Source organism: Bradyrhizobium pachyrhizi (assembly GCF_029714545.1).
In the GTDB taxonomy this organism is placed as follows: domain Bacteria; phylum Pseudomonadota; class Alphaproteobacteria; order Rhizobiales; family Xanthobacteraceae; genus Bradyrhizobium; species Bradyrhizobium pachyrhizi.
Genome location: NZ_CP121667.1, coordinates 1,428,238 through 1,443,931 on the forward strand (window position 1 = coordinate 1,428,238; position 15,694 = coordinate 1,443,931).

A 15,694-nucleotide genomic window follows, 5' to 3' on the forward strand; every position below is an offset into this window, starting at 1 on the left:
GCGGGCGCTACTTCGGATTAACCACGGCCCCGCCGGTCGGTCGGTTTGGCCGGACCGAAAGCCTCAGCGCATTGCGCCGTCCCGGTCGCGGATCGCGCCGAGATGCTCGTTGATCCGGAATACGATTAGGATGAACTCGGCGGCGATGCGCGAGAACACGATGCCGACGAAGACGCTGGCGATCGACGCGAGCAACTGGATGAATCCGACGAACGGGCTGATCGCCATCGCGGTGAGGCTCCACAGGATGCCAGAGATCCCGAACAGCACGATGACCGCGATCACCAGCCAGTAGAACGTCTTGATGATCGTGGGCGTGATGAAGCGGTCCCACTGAAACAGATCCTGGAAATCGAACATCATGGTTCTCCCGGCCAGCCGAATATGATTCGCGTCTCGTTCATCCTACTGCGTGACCGCCGGCGTGATCACTTCATCCCGGGAGCCTGCGCCGCAGGCGTCCGTCGGGACGAGGCCTTTCGCCGGGCCAATGGTTCGGGCGGCGCCACAGCGCCTCCGCGACCAGAGGGATCGATACCGCAGAACCCCAAACCATCTCGCCTGGAGCGAGCCCCGGACCGGGCGCCGGCAGTCCAGGGGCGAGCTATGCGAGTGGGCCGGTTGTGATTGCCGCAAATAACGGCCACAATCGGGCTTCCCTCCGGCATATCCTCACCCAATGACCACGCTGACCTTCGAAGACTTCAAGCCCGGCCGCTTCGGCACGTTCGGCCCGCGCCATGTTTCACGCGAGGAAATCCTCGCCTTTGCCGCCGAATTCGACCCGCAGCCGATGCATCTCGACGAGGAGGCGGCGAAGAAATCCATGCTGCGCGGCCTGTCGGGCTCGGGCTGGCATCTCGGCTCGCTGATGATGCGGATGCTGTTCGACGGCTTCATCGGCCGCACCGCCTCGCTCGGTTCGCCCGGGGTCAACGAGATGCGCTGGGTGGCGCCGCTGCGTCCGGGCGACGATTTGACGCTGGATGTCGACGTCGTCGAGGCGCGCGTCTCGAAGAGCCGGCCCGAAACCGGCATCGTCACCTTCAAGGGCACCATCCGCAACGCGCGCGGCGAGATGCTGTGCGAGATGGAGTCGCCGATCATCATCAGCCGCCGCGACGGCGCGAGCGCATAGGAGAGGCCATGCGCTTTTTTGAAGATATCGAGATCGGCGCGCGGCGCGAGTTCGGCTCCTTCACCTTCACGCCCGAGGACATCAAGCGGTTCGCCGCGCAGTTCGATCCGCAGCGCTTCCATCTCGACGAGGAGGAGGGGCGCAACTCGCTGTTCGGCGGGCTCGCCGCATCGGGCTGGCATGTCGCCAGCGTCTGCATGAAGCTGCTCGTCGCCGACGGCAAGCGGCTCGCCGCGGAAGCCGCCGCGCGCGGCGAACAGGTCGCGGTCTGGGGACCCTCGCCTGGCTTCCGCGAACTGCGCTGGATCCGCCCGGTGCTGGCAGGCGATACCGTCAGCTTCACCAACCAGGTCGAGACCAAGCGCACGTCCGAAAAGCGGCCCGAATGGGGCATCCTTCAGGCCCGCAACACCGGCGTCAATCAGCGCAATGAGGTGGTGTTCTCGTTCCTCGCCACCGCTTTCGTGCCGCGGCGGAATCCCGGTTCCTGATGTTGCCCGCGCGCCTCTGATGTTGCCCGGACGCCATGGTTAGCGAATGACTTCTGCTGCCGACGCAGTTGTGCGTTGCGTGGAACTCAGTTTTTGCTAACGCATTCTGAACCTTTGTCCCTGCCTTATGGTTTGAGGGCACGGACATCTGGCAAGAATGACTGGGGATACCATGGCAGATCGCAGCGCGCTGAAACTCGTCGGCATTATCTTCGCGACGGTAACGGTTGTGGTGATGCTGGCCACCGGAATGGTCGTGAAGGGCTTTGCCGACGGCAATTATTCCTTCGAGACCACCGCGAGCATCGACCGCTGATTGACCGTCTGTAACTGCGCCGGCGCTCGAGGGAGCGCAGGTGGCGTGCATTGCGCTTTTCAATGTGATCTGTCGGCAGGCTGCGTCACATTTCTTCCAAGCTTCAGTCTAACGATTCCAGATCAGCACCATCACGACCGTCGCGGCCGCCAATATGCCGATGAAGCGGATCATGATCGTGCCGATGCCCTGCTGCGGCTGGCGCAGCGGAATCGGATCGGCGGCGTTATCCGGCCGGACGCTCTGCATGACTTCGTCTCCAAATGGATGCCCGGCAGGGCGCGGTCCGGACGCGAATTCCGGATTGGACGCGGGCTCGACATCCGACGTTCAAATCGGCTTCTTGCAAAAATTGACGTCGCGGAGTTTACACCGCGCTGAATAACGAATCGTTCTGCGCTGAATCCGGCCGCAAAGCGAAGCCGCCGCCCCCTGTTCAGGAGGCGGCGGCGATCAGTTTGGGAAACTGAGCTGTATCAGCTGTTGCGCAGGCCGTCGGCGGCGCGCTTCCACTGCGAGACGTTGTCGGCGATCATGCGCGTCGACTTCATCGCGGCCTGGCTGAGCTGGGCATAGCCGGAGATCTCGCGCTGGACGCGCTGGCCCTCGGCATGCAGCAGGTCACGCAGGCTCTCGAGCTCGCCGATCAGCTTCTCGATCTCGGCGAGCGAGGTGCCGGCGACGCGCTGGATCAGCGAGTTGACGTTGCTGACGGTGGCATCGGTGTTGGTGTCGGTCGGCGCGGTCTCCGGGCTCGCCACCGGGCGGCGCAGATAGGCGATATCGTTGCGCACGAAGTCGCGGATGCCGGCTTCGACTTCCGAGACGGCGGCGAGGTTGGTGTCGACCTCGGACGTCGTTTCGACTTCGGCTTCCTCGGTACGGTTGGTGGCGTTCATCGGCTTTCCCCTTGTTCGCAATGGCGAAGCGCGGCTTGTCCCCCGCACGACGAATTGATGAAGTTACGGACCTATCAGTGCCGCCGAATTTGACCGCATCTGGGCCAAGTTGCGGCAATGCCTGATCATTTAGCGCGATAGAGCTAACAGACCGTTCACCATGAGCGCTTGTAGCCGGCGCTGATGCTCTTGTTGGTGGCGCCCTGGGAGGTCTCGCCGACCGAGCCGGAGACGGTGACGCCGTCGAACAGCTTCTGCTCGGCGCCGATCCTGCGCAGCCATCTGTCGTCGGAGGTCGACAGCGTCTGGCCTGCCGTGATGCTGGTGCCGGTATCGTTAACGGACAGGCTCGCCGACTGATCGGTGTCGTAGCTGCGCGAGGGGTGGCTGATGATGCCGGGCACCGGGACCACGCCCTGCTGGATGAGGTTGTAGCCGTTCTGCAGCGTCAGCGAATATTGCTCCGACAGCGGCACCGACTTGCTCAGGGAGGTGCCGACCTTGCTCTGGTCGGCGGCGGGATCGAGGCGCGCCTCGACCGAGGTCTTGTCCCAGATCGAGGCCACGCCGCCGGTCGAAATCGCGGCCCAGGCCGAGCCGCCGGACTGCGGCAGGCTGCCGCCATTGGCGAGCCGCTCCGACAATTGCTCCGACGTCGTCATCGTGCCTTGCCTTGCGACCGTCATGTCGGCGCCGATGCGGGTATCGAGGAATGGCGTGATCGACTGCTTGACAGACACCGCCGACGAGCCGTTGGCGTTGTTGTTGGTCGACCAGGATGGATCGTTGCCGGCGCCGCTGGCGGGCCGCGCCGCACGCTTCGGCGCCAGCGTGGGCAGGCTGGTGGAATCGGTGTCGAGCTGGCTCCAGTCGAGCTTGCTCTCGTCGATGTCCTTCAGGATGTCGGCGTCATTGGCATTGGCCGCCGGCGGCTCCCCGTCGGCCGCAGCCTCGGTGTTATCAGCTGCGGTATCCTGGGCGGCGGGAGCGATCTGCCACGGCGGGGTTTGCGCGGCGGCCGACAGCGCCATCGCCAGGCTGAAGCCGGCCGCCAGCACCGGCAGCCTTGCCCAGCCAAATCGTAATATGAAAGTCATTCCCAGCCCGCAAATTCCAGAGCCGCAGCATGCGTTGCCGTGGCGCAAAATTGTGGCATCGGCGCTCTGAAAGCAAGTGATCAACGCGTGATCGTGATGTCCGGGACAAACGCGCAGCGCGTTCGCGCGGCGCGTCCCGAGCGCGGCCGTTCGGGGCTGGCAAAACAGGCCGCCGCTGCCGGGGCGCCTGAACGCGAACGCGCTTCGCGCTTTAGCGCCCCGGACGTGACGAAGGCGTGAAATCGAAAAGCCGTCAGACCGCGATGCGCGGCAGATGGATCGGGTAGCCGACGGTCTGCTCGACGAGGTCGAAACTGTCGACCAGCACGCGGAAGCTCGTCAGCTTGCCGGCCCTGAACTGCGCGAAATGCGCGATCCGGAGCGAGATCGGCTTGTTGGAGTCGAGTGCCGTCAGCGAATAGCGCAGCATCGAGGCTGCGGAATCCACGCCGAGCATGATCGACTCGCGATCGAAACGGTGAACCCTGAGGTTCTCGCCGATCTGCCGGATCACCTCGAGCACCGCGGCCTTGCCGCGGCGCGCGCCGAAAAAGGAAAACAGGTCGATCGGCCCATAGATGGACCATTCGACCTCGTCGTCGAGTAGCGGCTCGATATCTGCAAGCTGGCGTTCGTTGATCGCGCGATGCAATGCGCGCGAAAAACGCCAGAGACTGTGCTCTGTCATTTTGGTCTTGTCCTGAAACTGGATTTTCAAACGCAAACGGATGGCAGGGGATCAGCGCCGACGCCTTGCCAGGTTGCTGCACATCGCTATTGCGGCCTGAAATAGTGCGGGACGGCAAAAACGCAAATGACTTTTTTGCAATGCACAATTGCGCGGAATTTTACCGGAATGTGACCGCCGACCTCTGGATTCTGGTTCTGACGCGCTTCTTTGATGCGAGCCGGCATCCACCCCGCATCACGTGCGGGGCAGGCTTCGCGCGAAAACCGATCGCCGCAATTCAGCGGTCGCGCTGCCGCACCGGTTGCCGCTCGATCACGATCTCGGCGTCGCGGATCGCCACCACCGCGAACAGCAGCGCGCCGCCGATGCCGCCGATCGCGGCGCCGAGCGGCATGAAGGTGAAAAACACCAGGGTTCCGCTGTCGATACCCGAGGTTCTGGCCAATCCGATCCAGCTAAGCCCGGCTCCGATGCCGAAGGCGGCGCCGCCAAGGGCGCCCAGCGCCAAGCCAAGCACAGCGAGCAATGCGATTTTCATGGTGATTTCAGCCCCGACCGCAACAAGCCCGGTAATAAGTCAGCGCCGGGCCGTCGAGGTTCAACGCCGGCGTTGCGAATTTGCCTGCACGATGTCGTCGTGCCCGGTCAGCGCCGCCGCGACGTCGCGCTCCAGCACCTGCTGGACGAGATCGAAGGTGTCGATGATCTCGCGGATCTCGGTGATCTTGCCGTCGCGCAGCGTGTAGAACACCGCGACGTCGAACTGCACCACGCGAGCGTTGTTGCGCTTGCGGAGGAACACGCGCAGCTGCGCGGCGACCCTGTCGCCCTGGGTCACCACGATCGGCGCCTCGTAGCGCATGTCGGAATAGCGCTCGTGGATCGTGGTCCACATCTGGCGCAGCGCGGCCTTGCCGCGGTGCTGACCCATATGCGGAAGAATGTCGATCGGGGCGTTGGCGAGAAACGCGACGTCGTCGCTACAGCGATCGAGCGCGCCCTCGATGCCGCCGGCATAATAGACGTCGAGGAAGTTCAAGACGCGCTGCCGGTTCAAATCCTCGCCCATGATCGACTCCGCCGGTGCGACTCGCTCTGGCCCGGCATTGTGAACCGGAGCATTCCACAATCAAACAACATATGTTTGACGCGCGAGACGCGATTAGGTTCGGCAACCAGCGCGTGCATTGTGGCACAAAATGCATGCGGCGCACCGGTTCGCGCAATGCGACGACGGCTGCCGTCGCGGTGCTGCCGGCGGTTTATTCCGTGCCCGCGCCGCTTAAATCATCGCGCCCGCGGCCTTGCCGCGGCACCGCCGGTCCGTATGCTTCGCGGCGGAAGGCGGCCGAACAGAGCCGCCTCGATGGGGGGAGACCAATGAAGCGCATCACCCACTTCGCCGCGATCCTGTCGCTGCTGGCATGCCCGGCGATCCCGCCCGCCTTCGCACACACACCGCAGCAGCCTGCCCACCAGCTCTACAATGAAGGCGACCTCAAGCTCGAGAGCGGCGAGGCGATCAAGGATTTCTCGATCTCCTACGTCACCCACGGCACGCTGAACGCGAATAAGTCGAACGCCATCCTGATGGTGACCGCGATCTCGGGCAATCATCACCGGCTCGATTTCATGATCGGCCCCGGCAAGGCGCTTGACCCCGACAAGTACTTCATCGTCTGCACCGATGCGATCGGTAACGGCCTGACCACATCGCCGAGCAATTCGAAGGCGCAGCCGCGGATGCAGTTCCCGAAATTCGCGATCCGCGACATGGTGGAATCGCAGTACCGGCTGATGAAGGAGAAGCTCGGCATCGACCATGTCGTCGCCGTGGTCGGCCCCTCGATGGGCGGCATGCAGGCGCTGCAATGGGGCGTCAGCCATCCGGACTTCATGGACGCGCTGGTTGCGATGGTGCCGCTTGCGAAGACGCCGGCCTGGTCGGTCGCGGTGATGGAGGCCTCGCGCAAGGCGATCATGAACGATCCGGCGTGGAAGGACGGCAATTACGAGGCGCCGCCGGAGAAGGGCCTCAAGCTGTTCCGCGATATCGTCGCGCTGCTCGCGGCGCGCACGCCCGACATGTATGCGGCGCAGTTCAAGTCCGGTCCCGACGTGCTGCCCTGGATGGCCGAGCAGGAGACTGCGCTGTGGAATCTGTTCGACGCCAACGACTGGATCTACCAGAGCTGGGCCTATGACCGGCACGATGTCGGCACCACGGCCGGGTTCGGCGGCGACACGGCGAAGGCGCTGGCTTCGATCAAGGCGAAGACGCTGATCCTCACCGGCACCAAGGACCTGCTCAATCCCGAATTCGAGCCGAACCAGATGGGCCAGAACATCGGAGGCGTGACCATCAAGACGATCAGCCCGGCCACCGTGACCGGCCACGCCTCGGCCGGCGGTTTCTTCCCGGCGGATGTCGAGTTTCTCAACCGCGAAACCGGCGTGTTCCTCGACGGCGTGACCGACGGCGGCAAGAAACTGAACTGATCGGCTGAATCGGCCGCGCCTCGCGGACGTGCGTCGGCAGCTGTCCGCGAGTTAATGAAACCTCCGCTCGCGCGCCCTGTTGGTTCGGCGTGGGCGACGCATCCGCGATCAGGAGTTCCTTATGAGTAACACCATGCCGCTTGCCGTCGCCGCCCTGGTTGTCCCCAGATAGTTCATGCGAGCGCGCACCGCGCGACGGTGAGCCGGCGCCGACGCCGGCCATGAGGCCTTGAGCTCCTCCGGGGCCGGCCGGTGAAATCGCGCCGGCTCGCTGTCGCGGTGCGTTCGACAACAAGCTAATCCGACGGCGCCGGTTGCCGGCGGCGAGGCCGATGGTGAACCGCTTCGCCTTCCCGGAACCGGCCGTGCCGCTTCGCCGTTGATGCGGCAGCATTGCATTGGAGCCGCATCATGAAATCGATTGTTCTCGCGTCAGTCATTGCCCTCAGCGTGCTTGCCACAGCGTCTTCCGCCGACGGCAAGGGTTGCATCAAGGGCGCGATCGTCGGCGGCGTCGCCGGTCATTATGCCGGCCATCACGGCATGCTCGGCGCCGCCGCCGGGTGCTTCTACGGCCGCCATCACGCCAAACAGCAGCGCCAGCAGCAGCCGCAGTCACAGCCCGCGCAGCAGGAGAAACTGTAGGGTCAGTTGTGAAGCCGCATCTCCGGACACGTGACGCCACGTTCCGGGAACGTGAAGCAACGCTCCGTGAACGTGAAGCACATTCCGGGAACGCCGTCCGCACCGGCCGCGTTGTCTACATGCGTAACGGAGACGATGATGACGAAACCAAAGACAAAGACCATCCAGCCCGTTCCTGACGACAACAAGAGCCACAAGGGCCCCGGCAGCACTCCCAGCGTTCCCATCGACACCACCAAGGGCCATCGCGACGACGAGAAACACAACATCCGCGAGCAGGCCGCGCACGGCAATCTGACCCAGAACACCAGCAACAAGCGATCGGGGTAGGCGCAGGGCGAGGCATATTCCGCCGTCGTCCCGGCGAAGGCCGGGACCCATAACCACCGGCCATGTCGTTGAAGCAAGCTGGGGCCACAGCCCGTCGCAATAATTTCCGCTGGTGGCAATGGGTCCCGGCCTTCGCCGGGACGACGGTGGGAATCCGTTTCACATGTCAAACAGCTTGTTCGGTGTCATCACCCGTGCATGCGGGTGATGCAGTATTCCAGAGACATCCGTGCGTGAGCCGAGAGCCCGCGGCTTCTCCGGACGTCGTCCCTGCTTTCGCAGGGACGACAGCGAACATGTGGTTCGGCCGGTGCGTCATACTTCCGCAGTCTCGCGATGTGATCCGCCCGAGCTTTGCGCTTCCCTTGCGCGCTGTTGCCGATCGGCCTTATCTGCGAGCATGCAGATCAGGGACGAACGCCCCGAAGACGCCGCCGCGATCAGCCGCGTCACGGCGGCCGCATTCGCAACAGCGCCGCACAGCAGCGGCACCGAAGCACGCATCGTCGAGGCGCTGCGCGCGGCTGGCGCGCTGACGCTCTCGCTGGTGGCTGTCTCCGAGGTCGGCAGCATCGCCGGCCACATCGCGTTCTCGCCGGTGCAGATCGATGGCGTAGCGGGACGCTGGCACGGCCTTGGCCCGGTCTCGGTCGCACCCGACCTGCAGCGGCGCGGAAACGGCAAAAGTCTGATATGCGAGGGGCTCATCCGGCTTGCGGAGCTCGGGGCCGATGGCTGCGTCGTGCTCGGCGATCCCGCGTACTACCGTCGCTTCGGCTTCCTCGATGATCGTCGGCTGACCTATGGCGGCAAGCCGAGCCGATACTTTCAGCGGATGGTGTTGAAGGGCAAGGCGCCCAAGGGGGATGTGAGCTACCATCCGGCGTTCGACGTGGCGTGATCGAGGAGAGGCTGAAGATGAAGCTGTCTATGGCAGCGTCATTTCCTCGATCCTTGCCGGCATCGCGCCAAAATCGCTCAACCGCGCCCAGTTCGGTCGTATCCGCACATAGCCGATGTTCGGCCATGTCTCGCGCGTCGGACCGTCGGGCCACGCCGCGAAATACACCTGCTTGCACGCAGCGAGCTCCGCGCCGCTCGGGAAGTCCGCGACGCCCTCGACCTGCGCAGTCTGCTCGGCGTCCCAACCGATCACCAGCGCCGCGTGCGGATCGGCGCGGAGGTTCTGGTATTTGCGCGAGGTGGTCAGGGTGTCGAAGATGATCTCAAGATTGTCGCTGACCGCGATCCCGACGACCGCCGCCTGGGGCGCGTTGTCGTGAACCGTGCTGACCACCGCGAGCCGATGCATCCGCAGGAAGGCGAGCAGCTCGGCGCGCGTCATGATCTACCTTTTCTTCCAGCCGCCGCGTTTCCCCGGCGCGCCGCCGCTCGACCGCGGCGACGGGCCGAACTCCGGCCCCGACTGCCGCGAGTCGGTCGGCTGGATGATGCGGCTCGTGGTGCCGAACGGCTTTGCCGGCAGCGCACCGCTGGGGCGGAAGGGCAGCGATTCCGGGCCGTGCATCTCGTCGAGATCGGGCTTGTGCACCCGTGAGCCGGACTTGCCGCCGCGGCCTGCCTTGAGCGAGGTCTGCGCCGACTTGTTCTTCAATGCGCTGACCGGCAGGTTGGCGGCATCGCCGTATTTTCGGGTGCCGGCATAGGCGCCGGCCTGCTTCTGCACGTTGCGCTGCTTGGCGGTGGGGTCGTCGACCACGGCCATCTCGGTGGCGCGCAGCCGCTTGACCTCGTCGCGCAGGCGGGCGGCTTCCTCGAAGTTCAAATCGGCCGCGGCCTCGCGCATCCGCGTTTCGAGATCGCTCAGCACGGCCTCGAAATTATGCCCGATACTGATCACGTCGTCAGCCATGCCGCCGTCGCCGATCTCGACCAGCACGTGGTCGCGCTCGTAGACGGAGTTCAGGATGTCGCCGATCGATTTCTTGACGCTCTCCGGCGTGATGCCGTTGGCCTCGTTGTACTCGACCTGCTTCTCGCGGCGCCGCGTGGTCTCGGCCATCGCGCGCTCCATCGAGCCGGTCATGCTGTCGGCATAGAGGATCACCTTGCCGTCGACGTTGCGCGCGGCGCGGCCGATGGTCTGGATCAGCGAGGTCTCGCTGCGCAGAAAGCCTTCCTTGTCGGCATCGAGGATCGCGACCAGCGCGCATTCGGGAATATCGAGGCCCTCGCGCAACAGGTTGATGCCGACCAGCGCGTCGAACGCGCCGAGGCGGAGATCCCGGATGATCTCGATACGCTCGATGGTGTCGATATCCGAGTGCATGTAGCGGACGCGGATGCCCTGCTCGTGCAGATATTCGGTGAGGTCCTCCGCCATGCGCTTGGTGAGCACCGTGATCAGCGAGCGATAGCCGGCGGCTGCGGTCGCGCGCACCTCGCCGACGAGGTCGTCGACCTGGGTGCGCGCAGGGCGGATATCGACCGGCGGATCAATCAGCCCAGTCGGACGGATCACCTGCTCGACGAATACGCCGCCGCTTTCGTTCAGCTCCCAGCCGCTCGGCGTTGCCGACACCGCAACCGTCTGCGGCCGCATCATGTCCCACTCCTCGAAGCGGAGCGGGCGGTTGTCCATGCAGGAGGGCAGACGGAAGCCGTATTCGGCGAGCGTCGCCTTGCGGCGGAAGTCGCCGCGGAACATCGCGCCGATCTGCGGCACGGTGACATGGCTCTCGTCGGCGAAGATCAGCGCGTTGTCCGGCACATATTCGAACAGCGTCGGCGGCGGCTCGCCGGGGCGACGCCCGGTGAGATAGCGCGAATAGTTCTCGATGCCGGCGCAGCTTCCGGTCGCCTCCATCATCTCGAGATCGAAGGTGGTGCGCTGCTCGAGCCGCTGCGCCTCCAGGAGGCGGCCCTGGTCGTTGAGCTGGTCGAGCCGCTGCTTCAGCTCCGACTTGATCGACTTGATCGCCTGCACCAGCGTCGGGCGCGGCGTCACATAGTGTGAATTGGCGTACATCTTGATGAATTCGAGCTCGTCCTGCTTGTGGCCGGTGAGCGGGTCGAACTCCTCGATGGTCTCGATGGTGTCGCCGAACAGGTTCACCCGCCAGGCGCGGTCCTCATAGTGCGCCGGGAAGATGTCGATGACGTCGCCGCGGACGCGGAAGGTGCCGCGGGTGAACTCGGCCTGGGTGCGCTTGTATTGCAGCGCAACGAGGTCGGCGATCAATTGCCGCTGGTCGATGCGCTCGCCCTTCTTCAGCGCGAAGGTCATCGCGGTGTAGGTCTCGACCGAGCCGATACCGTAGATGCAGGACACGGAAGCGACGATGATGACGTCGTCGCGCTCGAGCAGCGCGCGCGTCGCCGAGTGACGCATGCGGTCGATCTGCTCGTTGATCGAGGAATCCTTCTCGATATAGGTGTCGGTGCGCGGGACGTAGGCTTCCGGCTGGTAGTAGTCGTAATAGCTGACGAAATACTCGACGGCGTTGTCGGGGAAGAAGTTCTTGAACTCGCCATAGAGCTGGGCGGCCAGCGTCTTGTTCGGCGCCAGGATCAGCGCCGGGCGCTGCGTCGCCTCGATCACCTTGGCCATGGTGTAGGTCTTGCCCGAGCCAGTGACGCCGAGCAGCACCTGGGTGCGGTCGTTGCGGTCGATGCCCTCGACCAGCTCGGCGATCGCGGTCGGCTGGTCGCCCTTCGGTTGGTAGTCGGACTTGATCTCGAAGCGCACGCCGCCTTCGGATTTCTCCGGGCGCGGCGGGCGGTGAGGGGCCCACACCCGCATCGAGCCGTCGTCCTTGCGGAATTCCGGGCGGCCGTCGCGGATCAGGTTCTCCAGCGCGTCGGCGGTCGCCTTGACGCCGAGCGCCTCCATCTTGCTGCGCGGCGGCCGCGCCAAGGCCTCCTCGTCATCCTCGGCGGTCGGCAGACCGAGCTGCCGCGCCAGTTCCGGATCGAGCGTCGGGATGGTGGCCGAGGTGCCGTAATTGGCCTGCGGGGCCTCGCCGAGGCCCGAACTATCGCGCTTCGCGACGCCCTCGCTGGTCTCGCGCGTCGACGCCCGCGCGCGATGCGCGGCGGCCTCGCCGCCGGCGCGGCGGTCCCAGGAATTGTCTGGCGGCGGCTGCAGGCCGGTGCCCGAACCCATGCCGGCATCGCCGCGGTTGATCGCGGGATTGAGCAATTCGGCAAGCGCGGGCCCGATCGGGAGGACCTCGGGCCGGTGAGCTTTGGATTTGGGGGTTTTGCCGAGCTTTTTCGGAGTGTTCGGTGTCTTCGCCATGCCCCGAATATGGGACGAGTCCGGCAGCGAGAAAAGGGCAAACGGCGGCCGGATAGCTGCGCGGGCGAGGCTGCTGACAGCAGGGTGTCAGCAGGCGGCGCGTCGCAGAGTTCAGACGCGCGGCAGGTCGACGATGTCGAGATGGATCCCGCCGCAGCCGTCGCAGCGCATCGTCCAGTATTCGGCGGCGCGACCGGGGATCACGCGCAGCAGCGAAAGCGATGCGGCGCATTCCGGGCAGCTGGTGCGGACCTGCGCCGGCCAGACCGGATCCGGCTCGCATTGCGGGACGGCGGCGACCACGACGTTGCCGGTCATGCCGACGCTTCGGCCGCCGGCATTGTCATGCCATAGCGTTGCGGGAACCGGTCGATAGCCCGCTTCGCGTCGGCGATCGCCGCATCCGGATCGGACCACGCAAAACCGATGTCGAGCGTCGGAAACAGCATGCCATCGATGACGACCGGCCTTTGATCGACCCGTTGAACCCTGGCGTGCCATTGCCCCTTCCCCACTTCGAACGACTTGATCTCAAAACCGCTGTAAATCATGTGCGACCTCGAAACGCCCTTCTCATAGGAAGCACGAGCGCGTTGCGCTAAATGTGAAGCAGTTCACAACTCGTCCGGTTTATTTCCAGGAAGCAATGGAACCCGGAGCTAGCGGCGGCTCGCGATGTGGTCGGCGAGCACGGCGGCGTCGTCGCCGACGCCTGACAGGAACGACGATTTCATCTTCGACAGCCATTGCAGGCCGAGGAAATAGAGGCCCGGCACGTCGGAGACGCCGTGGCGGTGTCGCGGCGCCCCGTCGGCATCCAGCAGCGGTATGTCGATCCAGTTCAGATCGAGGCCATAGCCGGTGGCCCAGATCACGCTCCTGATCCGCGCGGCGCGCAGGTCGATCGTATCGAGCGGCGCGGCGAGGCACGGCGGATCGGGCAGGCGGAGGCGCGCCAACGGATCATCGGGATGATCGAGGCCGCGCGCCGCGACGAAGTCGTCGACGATCCCGAGGAACGTCGCGTAATAGGCGTCGCCATTGGCGATGTTGGCGGCGAGATCAGGCGCGATCTCCAGCACGCCGTCGCGCGCCGCCGTCACGCGGCCGAGCAGGGTCATGCCGCCGGCGGCGAAGCGGCGGAAATCGACGGTGTGGCCGCCATGGGCGCCGGAAATCACCGGCAGCAGCCGCGACGGACCGCGCTGCTCGACCGGCGTTTGGTCGATGCCCATCTCGGCCAGCCACCAGATCAGGTCACGGCCGCGATAGCGGCGCGGCAGGCGGTTGTGACGTCCGACCGAGAGGAAAACGTCGCGGCCGGCGCGCATCAGCTCTTCGGCGATCTGCGCGCCCGAGGCGCCGGCACCGACCACCAGCACCGCACCGTCAGGCAATTGCGCGGGATTCCTGTAGCCGGCGGCATCGACCTGAAACAGGCCGGGATGCTCGCGCAGCAGATCGGGCCGCAGCGGCCGTTGATAGGGGCCGGTGGCGATGACGACGTTGCGGGCGGCGATGCCGCCGCCGGCAAATTCGGCGAGGAAGCCGCCGGCGTCGCGGCGCAGCTTCGTGACCGCGACGCCGCAGCGGATCGGCGGTGCGACGAACGCGGCGTAGTCCTCGATGAAGGCGATGATGGCAGCGGTGTCCGAGAAGCCGTCGGGATCGCTGTGCGGAAACGCAAATTCCGGCAGCCGCACCGACCAGTTCGGAAACTGGAACATGAGGCCATCCCAGCGTTCGCTGCGCCAGCGCTCGGCGATGCGACCCCGCTCCAGCACCAGATGGGCGATGCCGCGCTGCTTCAGCCGGTGACTCATGGTGAGCCCGGCCTGACCGCCGCCGATCACCAGCGTATCGACGGTCTCGTCAGGCACTGCGCGTTCCCTTGCGGCGGGCGGCGGGCTCCGCCGCGGCGCGGATGATCCAGCGCCGGAACGCGGCGAAATCGCGCTGCTCGGCGTGGAAGCCGCGATAGACCAGATACCACCGCATGCCCTTGGGCACGCTGAGCGCAAACGGCGCCACCAGCCGGCCGGCGTGGAGATCGTCGTCGATATAGGGCCGGATGCCCATCGCGATGCCGAGCCCGTCGCTAGCTGCCTGGAGCGCCTGGCCGTAGAACTGGAATTCCGGCCCGCGCGCGGTCAGGCGCGGCACGCCCGCCGCCTTCAGCCAGGACGGCCAGTCGTCGGGCGAATGCGCGACGCGGATCAGGCTCGGGCCCTTGAGGTCGGCGGGGCGCTTCAGGCTGTTGGCGAGCCGCGCCGTGCACACCGGCATCAGGTCGGCGGCAAACAGCGGCTCGGCGACGAGGCCGGGCCACTGGCCGTCGCCGAGCTGGATGCCGCAGCTCCAGTCGTCGGCGAACGGCACCGCCATGCCGCCGGTCGTGATCCGCACCTCGATGTCGGGCTCCGCTTTGCGGAACTCGGCGAGGTGCGGGATCATCCATTTCAGCGCAAAGGTCGGTCCGACGCCGACGGTCAGCACCCGCGCGCTCGCGGATGCCGTGACCTGCGCGGTGAGGCTCGCCAGCGCATCGAAGATCGGCGTCAGCCCGCCCTGATAGGCGCGGCCCGCCGGCGTGGTGACGAGGCGGTTGGCCTTGCGCTCGAACAGCGCGACGCCGAGCCGCTCCTCCAAAAGATGCACCATCCTGCTGATCGCGGCGGCCGAGACATTGAGCTCGCTGCCCGCCGCCGCGAAGCTGCCGGTCCGCGCCGCCGCTTCGAACGCCTTGATGCCGTTGAGAAAGAGCAGCCGCCGCATAAACCCTCAGGAAAACTGATGCAAGGTCAAGATAACTCAGTTTGCCGGAAGAGGCCAAGCGGCGCAGAAATATGGTTGCTGTGATTTGAGCTAATGCGGCGCGGTTGACGTACCTCGCCCCGCTTGCGGGGAGAGGTCGGATTGCATCGCCAGATGCGATCCGGGTGAGGGGGAGTCTCCGCGAGTCCCACTGTAACCGTCCTCGTGGAGACCCCCCTCATCCCGACCTTCTCCCGCAGGCGGGGAGAAGGGGCGCACGATCACGACTTTGCGGGAGATGTGTGATGGCAGAGACGGCGGATAGCCTGGTGCTTGATCTTGTCGAGTGGGTCGCGCGCGAGCCGCGGCACTATGCCGAGGTGCTCGAGGTCTGGCGCACCTCATGCCCGCGGCTGACGATCTGGGAGGACGCTGTCGACCGCGGCTATGTCGCGCGCCGACCCTCGGTCGAGGGCATGCGGGTGATGGTCACGGAAAGCGGCGAGACGTTTTTGCGCGCGCATGGGCGCATGCATTGAGACCGTGATTGGTCCGATCCGCCTGCCCGAAATG

21 protein-coding genes are annotated in these 15,694 nt (G+C 65.5%); 8 read left to right on the forward strand and 13 right to left on the reverse strand.

Annotation, left to right across the window (positions count from 1 at the left end):
* Window positions 1–63 precede the first annotated feature (63 nt).
* Complete coding sequence (locus QA639_RS06420; protein ID WP_026193358.1) at window positions 64–360, reverse strand: DUF4282 domain-containing protein; 297 nt, start codon at window positions 358–360, stop codon at window positions 64–66.
* A gap of 319 nt (window positions 361–679) precedes the next feature.
* Here QA639_RS06420 and QA639_RS06425 point away from each other — a divergent pair, with 319 nt between their 5' ends.
* The 3 genes from QA639_RS06425 to QA639_RS06435 all read left to right on the forward strand — a co-directional run bounded on the left by QA639_RS06425 (window position 680) and on the right by QA639_RS06435 (window position 1,945).
* Entirely contained in the window at window positions 680–1,138 is a 459-nt protein-coding gene (locus QA639_RS06425) for a MaoC family dehydratase (protein WP_157344390.1), read from the forward strand.
* An 8-nt stretch (window positions 1,139–1,146) separates the two neighbouring features.
* Window positions 1,147–1,629 carry a MaoC family dehydratase gene (locus tag QA639_RS06430; protein WP_028336034.1) on the forward strand — a complete coding sequence of 161 codons (483 nt, stop codon included), beginning with the start codon at window positions 1,147–1,149 and terminating at the stop codon, window positions 1,627–1,629.
* A gap of 172 nt (window positions 1,630–1,801) precedes the next feature.
* Window positions 1,802–1,945, forward strand: coding sequence for a hypothetical protein (locus QA639_RS06435; RefSeq protein ID WP_016841369.1), 144 nt, complete (start codon window positions 1,802–1,804; stop codon window positions 1,943–1,945).
* 108 nt (window positions 1,946–2,053) lie between these two features.
* On the opposite strand, the gene QA639_RS06440 is transcribed toward QA639_RS06435, so the two are convergent.
* From QA639_RS06440 to QA639_RS06465, 6 genes are all read right to left on the reverse strand, one after another.
* Entirely contained in the window at window positions 2,054–2,194 is a 141-nt protein-coding gene (locus QA639_RS06440) for a hypothetical protein (RefSeq protein ID WP_167350365.1), read from the reverse strand.
* A 227-nt stretch (window positions 2,195–2,421) separates the two neighbouring features.
* Entirely contained in the window at window positions 2,422–2,844 is a 423-nt protein-coding gene (locus QA639_RS06445) for a hypothetical protein (protein ID WP_016841371.1), read from the reverse strand.
* 155 nt (window positions 2,845–2,999) lie between these two features.
* Entirely contained in the window at window positions 3,000–3,941 is a 942-nt protein-coding gene (locus QA639_RS06450; RefSeq protein WP_283089400.1) for a hypothetical protein, read from the reverse strand.
* A 253-nt stretch (window positions 3,942–4,194) separates the two neighbouring features.
* Entirely contained in the window at window positions 4,195–4,629 is a 435-nt protein-coding gene (locus QA639_RS06455; RefSeq protein WP_028336037.1) for a nuclear transport factor 2 family protein, read from the reverse strand.
* A 280-nt stretch (window positions 4,630–4,909) separates the two neighbouring features.
* Window positions 4,910–5,170 carry a hypothetical protein gene (locus QA639_RS06460; RefSeq protein ID WP_028336038.1) on the reverse strand — a complete coding sequence of 87 codons (261 nt, stop codon included), beginning with the start codon at window positions 5,168–5,170 and terminating at the stop codon, window positions 4,910–4,912.
* A 60-nt stretch (window positions 5,171–5,230) separates the two neighbouring features.
* Window positions 5,231–5,701 (reverse strand): nuclear transport factor 2 family protein, encoded by a 471-nt coding sequence (locus QA639_RS06465; protein ID WP_050382837.1) that lies wholly within the window; start codon window positions 5,699–5,701, stop codon window positions 5,231–5,233.
* Between the two features lie 311 nt (window positions 5,702–6,012).
* Between QA639_RS06465 and QA639_RS06470 the strand changes: the two genes are divergently transcribed.
* The 4 genes from QA639_RS06470 to QA639_RS06485 all read left to right on the forward strand — a co-directional run bounded on the left by QA639_RS06470 (window position 6,013) and on the right by QA639_RS06485 (window position 9,007).
* Complete coding sequence (locus tag QA639_RS06470) at window positions 6,013–7,131, forward strand: alpha/beta fold hydrolase (protein ID WP_283089401.1); 1,119 nt, start codon at window positions 6,013–6,015, stop codon at window positions 7,129–7,131.
* A gap of 411 nt (window positions 7,132–7,542) precedes the next feature.
* Window positions 7,543–7,776, forward strand: coding sequence for a hypothetical protein (locus QA639_RS06475; RefSeq protein WP_157344401.1), 234 nt, complete (start codon window positions 7,543–7,545; stop codon window positions 7,774–7,776).
* A 138-nt stretch (window positions 7,777–7,914) separates the two neighbouring features.
* The gene (locus QA639_RS06480) at window positions 7,915–8,106 is read left to right on the forward strand and encodes a hypothetical protein (protein WP_172646835.1); all 192 of its coding nucleotides are present in this window, start codon (window positions 7,915–7,917) and stop codon (window positions 8,104–8,106) included.
* A 400-nt stretch (window positions 8,107–8,506) separates the two neighbouring features.
* Window positions 8,507–9,007, forward strand: a complete 501-nt coding sequence (locus QA639_RS06485) for a GNAT family N-acetyltransferase (protein ID WP_283089402.1) — start codon at window positions 8,507–8,509, stop codon at window positions 9,005–9,007.
* A 27-nt stretch (window positions 9,008–9,034) separates the two neighbouring features.
* Here the strand turns inward: QA639_RS06485 and QA639_RS06490 are convergent, their stop codons facing one another.
* The 6 genes from QA639_RS06490 to QA639_RS06515 all read right to left on the reverse strand — a co-directional run bounded on the left by QA639_RS06490 (window position 9,035) and on the right by QA639_RS06515 (window position 15,142).
* The gene (locus QA639_RS06490) at window positions 9,035–9,451 is read right to left on the reverse strand and encodes a pyridoxamine 5'-phosphate oxidase family protein (RefSeq protein ID WP_050382829.1); all 417 of its coding nucleotides are present in this window, start codon (window positions 9,449–9,451) and stop codon (window positions 9,035–9,037) included.
* A gap of 3 nt (window positions 9,452–9,454) precedes the next feature.
* Window positions 9,455–12,367, reverse strand: a complete 2,913-nt coding sequence (gene uvrB / locus QA639_RS06495) for an excinuclease ABC subunit UvrB (protein ID WP_157344407.1) — start codon at window positions 12,365–12,367, stop codon at window positions 9,455–9,457.
* Window positions 12,368–12,478: 111 nt separating this feature from the next.
* The gene (locus tag QA639_RS06500) at window positions 12,479–12,685 is read right to left on the reverse strand and encodes a zf-TFIIB domain-containing protein (RefSeq protein ID WP_028336044.1); all 207 of its coding nucleotides are present in this window, start codon (window positions 12,683–12,685) and stop codon (window positions 12,479–12,481) included.
* A complete protein-coding gene (locus QA639_RS06505; RefSeq protein ID WP_038377734.1) occupies window positions 12,682–12,918 on the reverse strand; it encodes a hypothetical protein in 237 nt (78 codons plus the stop codon). Before QA639_RS06505 ends, QA639_RS06500 begins: the two co-directional genes overlap by 4 nt.
* 108 nt (window positions 12,919–13,026) lie before the next feature.
* Window positions 13,027–14,247 (reverse strand): NAD(P)-binding domain-containing protein, encoded by a 1,221-nt coding sequence (locus tag QA639_RS06510; protein WP_283089403.1) that lies wholly within the window; start codon window positions 14,245–14,247, stop codon window positions 13,027–13,029.
* A complete protein-coding gene (locus QA639_RS06515) occupies window positions 14,240–15,142 on the reverse strand; it encodes a LysR substrate-binding domain-containing protein (RefSeq protein ID WP_283089404.1) in 903 nt (300 codons plus the stop codon). The genes QA639_RS06510 and QA639_RS06515 overlap by 8 nt, the downstream gene beginning before the upstream one ends.
* A 284-nt stretch (window positions 15,143–15,426) precedes the next feature.
* Here QA639_RS06515 and QA639_RS06520 point away from each other — a divergent pair, with 284 nt between their 5' ends.
* Window positions 15,427–15,660 carry a hypothetical protein gene (locus QA639_RS06520; RefSeq protein WP_283089405.1) on the forward strand — a complete coding sequence of 78 codons (234 nt, stop codon included), beginning with the start codon at window positions 15,427–15,429 and terminating at the stop codon, window positions 15,658–15,660.
* Window positions 15,661–15,694: the final 34 nt, after the last annotated feature.